Source organism: Dietzia sp. SYD-A1 (genome assembly GCF_015356725.1).
GTDB lineage: Bacteria > Actinomycetota > Actinomycetes > Mycobacteriales > Mycobacteriaceae > Dietzia.
The window spans coordinates 1-10,240 of record NZ_JADDKI010000271.1; the positions used below are offsets into that span (position 1 = coordinate 1).

Here is a 10,240-nt window from a genome sequence, read left to right on the forward strand (position 1 = left end):
CCCCCGCCCCGCCCCACCGGAGTGCCCTGGAGACGGGCGCCGCCAGGAGTTCGTCCACGGGAACGGAGAGGCCCGCCACCTCGGTGCGATCGCGGTGGGTGCTCGCCACCGGATCGAGCAGACACCGGTCCGGGTGGCTAAGAGCGAGGGAGTCGACACGATCGGAACACTCGATCCGATCGCCCCCCGGGGGCAACGCTGTCCCGTAGACACCGGCGAGTACCGAGGTCGGCGTGACCGACGGGGAGAGGACGGTCGACGCCGACGCCGACGCCACCGCGAGTCCGGAGCACGAGAGGTCGACCGCGAGGCTCACTGCTACCCGGGTCATGGCAACGCCAGTGCGGTCTGCACCAGATGGACACCGCCGCTCCGGGTGACGAACCTGCCCCGACCCGCCGGCATGGGCGTGGGACGAACCCCACCGAGAAGCGGCCCCTCCTCCCTGCTCCCGGACATGATGAGGCCGGCGCCGCCCAGATCCCGGATCCTCCCGACGAAGGGGTCGTACAGGGCCCGAGACGAACCAGCACACCGCCGCGCGAGTACGACGCAGAACCCGATGTCGCGGGCGTGCGGGAGAAAGCGGGCCAGTGGGGTCAGCGGGTTTCCCGCACCCGTGACGACGAGATCGAGGTCGTCGACGACGAGGTGGATTCGAGGACCGTCCCACCACGACCGCGAACGGAGTTCCTCTGGAGTGACCTCCGCCCCGGGCATCCGCTGCTCGAGGATCTCCACGAGGTGCTCGACCATAGGCGCCAGCGCGGTCTCGGTGGCGGCGTACCCGGCGAGGTGGTCGCCCTCGACCTCGCCGAGCATGGTGCGCCGATAGTCGACCACGATGATCTTCGCCGACTGCGCGGTGTTGCCGGAGATCAGTCCCCGGGTGAGGGCTCGTAGCACGGAGGTCTTGCCACACTCCGAATCACCCAGCACCAACATCAGCGGATCGGCGTCCAGATCGGCGTAGACGACCTTCAGGTCGGATTCGTCCACCCCGAGTGGCACGCGTGAACGGGTACCGTCCGGTCCCGGTCGTGCCAGGCTCGCGAGCTGGCCGTACGGCAGGGTTTCCGGGAGCATCCTGACCGGCGCCGCGGTGACCGGACCCGCGAGTTCGCGCCACCGCTGCGCCAGATGCCGGGAGGCCGAGGCGGTGGCGTCGGCGATGCCCCCCGGGTCGACGAGCCCGTCGAGTCTGGGTTGGAAGATGAGCATGTGGTGTCGGTCCCGGGTCAGACCCCGTCCGGGGGAGGCGGGAACGGTCACCGCCGCGCGGCGGTCGATCATCGAATCCGTGGGATCGCCCAACCGGAGTTCGACACGCGTGCCGAGCGCGTCCCGCAGCGCCGGCCGGAGGTCGGCCCACCGGGCTGCCGACAGGACCACATGGACACCGTATGCAAGACCGTCCGCCGCGAGCCCCAGCACGACCTGCTCGAGATCCTCGACCTCCGTCCTGAACGCCTGCCAACCGTCGATCACCAACATGATGTCGGGGTACTCGGCGACTGATCGGCCATCACGCTGGACGAGTCTGCGGCGGGCCTGGTCGATCGAGGTCAGGCCCTGGTCACGGAAGACCGCTTCCCGCCGCTTGAGTTCGGCGTCGACCTCCGCGACCGTACGGCGAACCTTCTCGTCCTCGCCGCGCCGGGCGACTCCTCCGACGTGAGGGAGCGGGGAGATCGACTGGAGGGCCCCGCCACCGAGGTCCACGACGTAGACCGAGAGCCTGTCGGGCCCGGTCGTCGCCGCGGCGGCCAGGACCAGGGTGCACAAGGCGGTCGACTTGCCCGACCTCGTCCCGCCCACCACCGCCACGTTGCCGTCCGCCCCGGAGAGATCCACGGACCAGATGGCTCGGCGCTGCTCGAAGGGCAGGTCGACCTCCGCGAGAGGAAAGCTCCAACTCGGCGGGTCGGCGTCATCCGGGACCATCGGTTCTCTGCCGACCGCCGAGTCGAGGGCGGCTCCGGCACCCAGTGGCGCGAGCCAGACCTCGTGCGCGGGTCGCCCGTGGCCGGACAGCCGACCGACGAGAACGTCGAGCAGACTCGAGCCCTCCTCCTGATCGTCCCGACCGGCGTGATCGGCCGGGCCCCCTCGATCGGAGACGGAGTCGCTGGCCGGAGGGACGGGAGCGGCCACCGGCATGAACCAGGACGTGAATTGTCGCACCGTGGCACGGGCGACCGGTGCCGCGACGGACGCCCCCTCCCGCCGACGATCCTCCTGGTAAGGGCCCGAGACATAGGCGGCGTCGAAGCGCACCGGATCACCGGAATCGACCTTGAGGAAGCCAGCGCCCGGCGTGGCGGGCAGGTGATACGCATCGGTCACGCCGAGAACCGTGCGGGACTCCGTCGCGGAGAACGTCTTGAGTGCGATCCGGTAGGACAAGTGACTGTCGAGACCCCGCAGTCGCCCCTCTTCGAGCCGTTGGGACGCCAACAGGAGGTGGATGTGCAGACTGCGACCGAGCCTCCCGATGGTGAGGAACAACTCCGCGAACTCCGGCTTGGAGGACAAGAGTTCGGAGAACTCATCGACGACGATCACCAGAGCGGGCAACGGGTCCAGCTGGGCACCCCTCGCCCGCGCCGCCTCGTAGTCGCCGACCCCCGCGTAGTTGCCCGCCGCGCGGAGCACCTCCTGGCGCCTGTTGAGTTCCCCCTCGAGCGCGTCCCGCATCCGGTCGACCATGGTGATCTCGGCCTGAAGATTGGTGATCACGGCAGCCACATGGCACAGCGACTCGAGTCCGAGAAACGTGGCCCCACCCTTGAAGTCCACCAGGACCAGGTTGAGCGCGTCCGGGTCGTGGGTGGCGACGAGACCCAGGACGAGAGTGCGGAGGAACTCGGACTTGCCGGAGCCCGTCGCGCCTATACACAGTCCGTGCGGTCCCATCCCGCCATGCGCGGCCTCTTTGAGGTCCAACTCCACCGGCGCACCATCCGGGCTCACACCCACCGGGACGCGCAATCGATCACGTCCACCTCGTCGACGCCATGCCACCGCCGGATCGACCCTGGCCGCCGACCCGATCCCCAACAGGTCCGGTAGGCCCGGGACGCGCCTCATCGACGTGGAGCCGTCCGCGTTGGTCACGGTATCCGCGGGCCGGTATCGAGCGAGTGCCATGGCGAGTCGCTCCGCTTCCGGAAGGCTCATGGCGTCCGCGCGCGCGACCAACTCCTGCCCGGACTCGGTCCGCACCGAGGCGCCGCCGTCATCGTGGACCCGGACACACAGCCCGAGCCTCGTCGCGAGGTCGCGTAACTGACCGGCGCGACTCCCGGAGACCTCCAGGACGGTCACGCCGTCCAACCCGTCCTCCGCGACCAGACGCTCCGCGCCGTTGACACCCACACCGTCCACCACGACCACGAGATGAGGCTCCCCCGGCCGAGGCGTCGCGCCCGCCCCGAAGGACGGTCGGGCCGCGATCTCCTCGGCCAGCATCGCCTCGACACCGGCGAGGGAGAACTCGGTCAGTCGTACCCGTCCGCCGCCGTCCGTGTACGTCGGATGTGCGTGGTGCGGTAGCCACTTGAGCCACTCCCAGGCTCGACGTGCCTGCCCCTCGCTCGCGGCTACCGCGATGCGGACCCGGTCGGGCCCGTGGGTCACGGCGAGGCCCGCCAGCGCGGCCCGGGCAGCGGCGCGCACCACGTCGACATCGCCGTCCAGGGAGACGACGGCGAAGGCCCGCAGCTCCACTGCGACCGGCAAGCCGTCCACCACCGAGTGGACTCTGGCGAAACGCCTCATAGCCACCACCGAGACCGGTTCGAGGTCGTCCACCGGACCGGTGTCGGGCGCGGACAGTCTCGTCGCCAGCGACTGTCGTCCGGGACCCAGACGTGCAGTGAGGTAGTCGGCATCGCCCTCCTCCCGCTCCCACATCCGTGGGGTCCCCACCAGCGCGGGCAGTCCTGCCGGGTCCGGGTGCCTCCACAACGCGGCCCGCCGTTGCGCGGCCGCGATCTCGCGGACTTCTTCCCGGGTCTGCCCCAGGTACCGCAGGTAGTCCTTGCGCAGTTCGTCAGTCTCGCCGGTCTTGTTGCCGCCGGACAGGGTTCCGGCGAGCATGCCGACGGCGGACACGGCCATCATGACCGGGAAGAGAATGAACATCGGGTTGCGCATCATCCCTGTCCGCAGCATCACGACCACCATGCCGGCCACGGCGACGACCAGGATGATCGGGAGCACGATCTGGACGAGGGGCCGGGGAGTGGGCCGGGGCAATCCTGGCGGGGCCTGCAACTCGAGCTCGCCGGTCGGCACCACCGGGGGCTCGACTCGCTCGCCACGGGTGAAGACCACGTCTCCCATCCGCGCCCTCCTCCCGTGCTGATGCCCCGCTTGGTGCCCCGCCTGATGCCCGCCGTCGTGTCCTCCGGCCGGTTCCAGACCGGCCGGCCCCCACCCGGTCCCAGAGGAGGGCCCCCCACGAGTACGCCCCGCATTCGACAATGGTCGCCGTGTCGAAGCGCGATGTTAGGGCAGTTCACGTCGCGACGGGGACCTCAACCCACCGGGAGGACAGTGTCGGTGAGTCGGACGAGTGGAGGATTCTGGGGTGACGGGACAGAACGAGCTCCGGGCGGTGGCGTCCGGCGTCGAACCGCTGGACCAACGTCGGGTGTCGATCGTGTGCCGCACCACCCGTGTCGACCTGAGTTTGCCGGCCCACCTGGAACTCGTCGCCGTGATCCCAGAGGTCGTCGACCTGGTCCGGGATCGGATAAGGGCGGCCGCGGGACCCGCCTCGCACGTGGACGTGGACTCCGAGATGGGCGGCAGCGCGAACGGGTCATGGCAGCTCTCCAGGCTGGCGGGCGGGCCGCTGGCCATCTCCGAGACACTCGCCCAACAGCGCGTGCACGACGGCGAGATCCTCGTGCTTGACCACCGGCCCGTGCCCACACCGGCACCGCTGTTCGACGACGTTCTCCAGGGGCTGACCGATCCCGACGTCGCACGCTCCCGAATCTGGGGACGCCGCGACGCCGTCGCAACAGCCACCGCGGCGATCGCCGTGGCCGCGGCGGCCGCTGCCACCGCGCTCGTCACGCAGTGGCGGCACACCGACGGGATCCTGACCCCTCTGGTCGCGGCGCTGTTCGCCGCGGTCGGACTCGCGACGGTCCTCACCCTGCGGCGGTTCGATGCCCCCGGGTCGACTCACGCCGTGGCAGCGGCCGCCACGATCGGGTTCACGGTGATCGCGGCAGGCACCATCGGTGCGGCCCCGGTCGGAGCGGGGAGTGTGGTGGGTGGCCTGACCGCGGGATCCGTGGTCGCGGGTCTGTTGCGGTGCACCGTCTTCCGCCCGGCTCCCGGTCGGTCATACGGTCTCGCGGCGGGATACCTGGCCCTGACGCTGGTGACGGCCGTGGGGGCGATCTCCGCGACGGTCGCCGCGTACACCACCGTGCCGGTGCACGCCATCGGGGCCGGTGTGGTTCTCCTGGGCCTGCTCATCCTCACTGCCGCACCCGGCGTTTCGGTCTCGGCGGCCCGCATCCCGATCCCAGCGGTCCCGGCTCCCGGGGAGGACATCGATGTCGGCGAACTCGGCCACGTCGGTCGCGACGTGAACACGGGGCATCCCGACGATCTGCGGAGACACGCACCCCTCCCCACACCGGCAGCGCTCAGGCATCGCTTCCTCACCTGTCGCTCGTGGCTCACCGGCCTGCTGTCCGCTGGGGGCGCCGCATGCACGGCCGGCGCGCTGATCGCGTTGAGCGGCACCGGTGGATCCCCCGGATGGTCCGCTCCTCTGGCACTGGCGGTGATCGTGATGTTGGTGCTTCGCGGGCTGGGTTACTCCGATCGGGTCCATACCAATGTGCTTCTGGGGTCGGCTCTGGCCCTGGCGGCCGGTGTACTGATCGGGGCGGCGTTCACGCATACCTCGCCGATCGGAGTCGTCGTCCCCGCCGCTGCCGCGTTCGCCGCTGCTGTCGCCATCGCGGTGACGGCGCTCCCGCAGGTGGAGCTCTCCCCCGCCGTGCTGCGTGCGGTCGGGACGATCGAGGTGCTGGTGATCTGCATGATGGTTCCGCTCGCGGTCGGGGCCATGGACGTCTATTCGACCGTCCGTCAGCGATGAGACCGGTCGTCGCGCTCTCCCTCGCCACCACCGTGGCGATGCTGACCGCCCTCGGCGCGGGCGGTCCGTCAGCGGTCGCTCTCGAACGCCCCTCCATCGACGGCCCCCTGCCGGAGGTCGGCCCTATCGATCCCGTCGCCGCGGAGCCCGGTTCGTTGCGGTTCGGCGGTCCCTGCCGCACGACCGCCGCGGTCCTCGATCCGTCCGCCCCTCCCCCCTCCGCGACATCCGCCGACCTCAGCGCGGCCTGGATTCACGGAAGGGGCGAAGGGCAGGTGGTCGCCGTCATCGATACCGGTGTCAACCCGGGCCCCCGGCTACCACGCGTCCGTGGTGCGGGTGACCTCGTGCCCGGCCGGGACGGCACCGAGGACTGCGATGCGCACGGCACACTCGTCGCCGGGGTGCTGGCCGCGATCGAGGACGACTCGGGACACTCCGGCGTCGCCCCGGGCGTCGAGATCGTCTCCATCCGGCAGTCGAGCAGTGTCCTGAGAACCACTGAACGTTCATCCGACGACTCCGTGGTCGGATCAGGTGTCGGCACGCTGACGTCCCTCGCCAGGGCGATCCGCGCGGCTGTCGACGCGGGCGCGGGCGTGATCAACATCTCTGAGGTCGCCTGCGTTCCCGCCGGCACCCCGCTGGCCGACGAGACGCTCGGCGGGGCGATTCGCTACGCCGCCGTCGATCACGACGTCGTCCTGGTGGCGGCTGCGGGAAACGTCGGCCAGACCTGCGGAGACCAGAACCCCGATTCCCCCGACCCCACACGAGCCGGTGATGACGGCTGGGACGACGCGCTCACGGTGGCGGTACCCGCCTGGTACGACGATCACGTGCTGGCCGTGGGCGGCGTGGGACCGGACGGGGCCGCCGCGGACTTCTCACTCCGGGGCCCGTGGGTCGATGTCGCGGCCCCTGCGGTGGACCTACGCTCGGTCGGTGCGGACGGCGCGGGGGTGTCGGACCTCGTCGTGGACGGGGACGGAACCCGTTCCTCCATCAGTGGGACGAGCTTCGCCGCTCCGTTCGTGGCCGGCACCGCCGCGCTAGTCCGGCAGGCATATCCGGGTCTCACCGCCCGACAGGTGATCGCGCGGATCAAGAGCACCGCGATCCCCGCCGCCGGCGGCCGCGATTTCGCGGTGGGCCACGGGGTGGTGGACCCGGTGGCGGCGGTCACCGGGGTCCGTCGGTCCGGTCGTCCGGTGCCCGCGTCGACGACCATCGCCGCACCACCCCCGGACCCGCGGCACACCGGCGCGGGCGCGGGTGCGATCGTCGCGGCCGGGTCACTCACCGTCGGGGGTGCCATCCTGGTCGTGGTCGCTCTGACCCGAACCCGAAGCCTCCGCCACCACGACCACCGGCCCGGGTGCTGAAAGTCACGCCCGAGCGGACACCCTCACCGGATCCGCGCGCCGTCGTACCGCGTTAGCGATCACCCCACCGGGCCCGAGGCCTCGTCCACGACGGAGTGGAGGTCGTGACCATCCCGGCTGACCAGAGCGGAACGGCGATCCAACCTCGGGCCGGCGGGGAGTCTGTCGATGATCGCCCCGTCCACCGGAACCGGGGCGCCACCCACCCCGAGCACTGCAGCGGTTTCCTGATCTGGGACGTCGAACCGTACCCCCGCGTCGGTGACGATCGTCGTGACCGCGCCACGAGTGGACGTGCCACGCCCGATCGCCGTCACGAGCATCCCTCCGCCCGGGATCCCGACGACGTCGACAGCCGGCCCACCACCGTCCGCGCCGGCCATCGTCCGGGCCTCGGACTCCGAGGGGGCCGGGGCGCCGGCGACAACGGTCATCCGACGGGCCGCGGTCCCCTCCCTGCCGGAGTCCCGGACGCACAACACCGGGGAATCGCTGGTCGCGAGCACCGTCGGACGATCCGCGGGAAAGGCGTCGACGTCCAACGCGACCGATCGCGGAACGCCCATCCGGTCGGGCTCGACAGCCTCGACCGGCCCCACGGTCGAGGTGGAACGGATGACATCGGCCACCACCGGACCGACCTCCTGGACACCATCCGCCAACGCCACATAAGTCGCCCTACCCGAGGCCGTGTCCACGGTGAACACCTGCCCGATCCGCAGGGAGTCCAAACCGTAGTCCACGGGTCTGCCAGCCATCTCGATCTGCGGTCGCACCACCGGGTCGACCTCCGGCAGCGGGTCGATCAACGCGGCGGTGACCGGTCGCGGTGCGATGCCGTCCAGTCCGAGGATCGACAGGAGGTCACCGTCCGCCAGGTCGATCCTCGACCGGGTGCCGTTCCTCAGTAACCACCCCCTGCCGTCCTGGTCCGCCAGGACGATCTCGTCGCGCGAGATCTCGCGACCGGGCCCCACCGCTCCGTCACGGGCCACCACGCTGGTCGAGACGATCCGGGGGAGACCTCGGTCGGCGTCGGCGACCTCGTCGCACACCGTCCACGAGACGGCCGCCACCCCGCCCGCATCGCGGGGCGCCGGCAACGCGGACGGTGCTCCCGGGATGCCCACCAGGCCACCCCGCCGGGTCCCTGCGATATCCGAGTCCCGCACCGTTGTCGGTTCCGCGGGCTGGCCGGTCACCAGACGGGCCGAGGCGAGATTGAACACCGGGTGGACCGTGTCGCCGGCGCGGACATACATCTGGCCGGACTCCCGGCCCACCATGATCACCGCGCGTTCCACGTCGGGCATCGGATCGAGCAGAGCCAGGACCGCGGCACCGACGCAGCCGAGAACGGCGGCGGCCACACCGACCGCGAACCCTGTCGACTGGCGACGCAGTGGGTCATGAAGCATCCGGACGTCCCGGACGACCACCGCGAGACGGGCCCGGCGAGACAGGAATCGGTGTCCATCCACCTGGGCCCTGGTGGTCGGCTTCAGCGGCACGGACCGGTCCCTTCCACGATTGTGACGCCCCGCGGCGGCGGGTTCCGGGGGTAGGGTACGCCACGGTCCCGGCCCGGTGGCCGGGCTTCCCGGGCGGCCTTCCACGCCCTCGACCAGGCCTGGAGGAGGACCGATGATCACCCTTCGCGCATTTCCCGCGGTCGTGGTCGTCCTCGTCTCCTCGGCCGCGCTCGCGGTGATCTGCCCTCCGCAGTGGCAACCCTGGATACAGTTCGGCGTCGCCACTCTGGTCGCCGGTACGGTCACGGTCCGTCGTCGAGGACGACCGCTCTCGGTCCGCGGCCCTCGCTCGCGCCGTCTCCCCGTGGACGTCGTGGACCTCGTCTCCCCCGACTTCTCACTGGTCGGCTGCGTCGAGGGTCACCGGGTGGTGACGACAGGAGTCGAGATCTCCGCCGGTGCCCTCCTGACCACAGAGGTCGGCCGCGATGACCCGGCCGACTTCCGGGGAGTACGGCTCCCGCTGAGCGCTGTCGCACGCCAGCTGGATCAGGGCGGGGTGTCGCTCGAGGGGATCGACGTCGTGGTCCACGGACGGCGAGCCGCATCGGGTCCCGACGGCGACGTGTATGGCTCGCTCGTCGGTCCGCTGCCGCTGATCTCACACCGGCGCGTCCACCTCCTCCTCAGGTTCGACGTCTCCGAGTTGGCGTTGGCCTGCCAGGACGGCGCGGGGCGGGGCTCCCTCGCGAGTCTCATCACGGGGGCCACCGAGCGCCTGCGCCGATCACTGGTCCACCACGGCGTCCCGTGCCGGGTGTTCGACGCCACCGAGCTCGCCGAACGGTTCCTCGAGGCAGAGGTCGAGCCCACGGAAGGAACGGCATTCGTGGTCCGCCCCGGTGCCGGCCCGCGTGAAGTCGTGGACGCCCTCACCTCGGTGCGAGCGTCGGCGATCACCGAGGTGCTCCGACTCCGACGCGTGCCGGGACGCCACGACGTGGTCGACACGGTATCGAGCGTGTGGCTCGCGGGACTCACCCCGGGCGCGCTGCCCCCGTGTGCGGACTCATGCCATCCCCTGCCGACTCCGCGCGTGCTTCCCATCCCGGGTGAAGAACTCCCCGATGCGGTCGCCGGATCTCTCGTCCGACGGCGTCTCGACCACCTCGACGAGCTCGCTCCACCCGCCCACGGGTGCGGTCAGATCCTCGGCGCGACACGGGCGGGCGACGCGGCCGCCGTCCAGC

5 protein-coding genes and 1 pseudogene are annotated in these 10,240 nt (G+C 71.1%); 3 read left to right on the plus strand and 3 right to left on the minus strand.

Annotation, left to right across the window (positions count from 1 at the left end):
- A pseudogene (locus tag IY392_RS11545) lies at positions 1-331 on the minus strand (hypothetical protein); the annotation flags it as partial.
- Positions 328-4,347 (minus strand): type VII secretion protein EccCa, encoded by a 4,020-nt coding sequence (gene eccCa / locus IY392_RS11550; protein WP_182628120.1) that lies wholly within the window; start codon positions 4,345-4,347, stop codon positions 328-330. The pseudogene IY392_RS11545 and the gene eccCa, both read right to left, overlap by 4 nt.
- Positions 4,348-4,594: 247 nt before the next feature.
- Between eccCa and eccD the strand changes: the two genes are divergently transcribed.
- Complete coding sequence (gene eccD, locus IY392_RS11555; protein WP_182613016.1) at positions 4,595-6,133, plus strand: type VII secretion integral membrane protein EccD; 1,539 nt, start codon at positions 4,595-4,597, stop codon at positions 6,131-6,133.
- A complete protein-coding gene (gene mycP / locus IY392_RS11560; protein WP_194861305.1) occupies positions 6,130-7,518 on the plus strand; it encodes a type VII secretion-associated serine protease mycosin in 1,389 nt (462 codons plus the stop codon). Before eccD ends, mycP begins: the two co-directional genes overlap by 4 nt.
- A gap of 59 nt (positions 7,519-7,577) precedes the next feature.
- Here mycP and eccB read toward each other — a convergent pair whose 3' ends face one another.
- Entirely contained in the window at positions 7,578-9,029 is a 1,452-nt protein-coding gene (gene eccB / locus IY392_RS11565; RefSeq protein ID WP_182613204.1) for a type VII secretion protein EccB, read from the minus strand.
- A gap of 133 nt (positions 9,030-9,162) precedes the next feature.
- Between eccB and IY392_RS11570 the strand changes: the two genes are divergently transcribed.
- On the plus strand, positions 9,163-10,240 hold a 1,078-nt coding region (locus IY392_RS11570), incomplete at its 3' end, for a type VII secretion protein EccE (protein ID WP_194861306.1).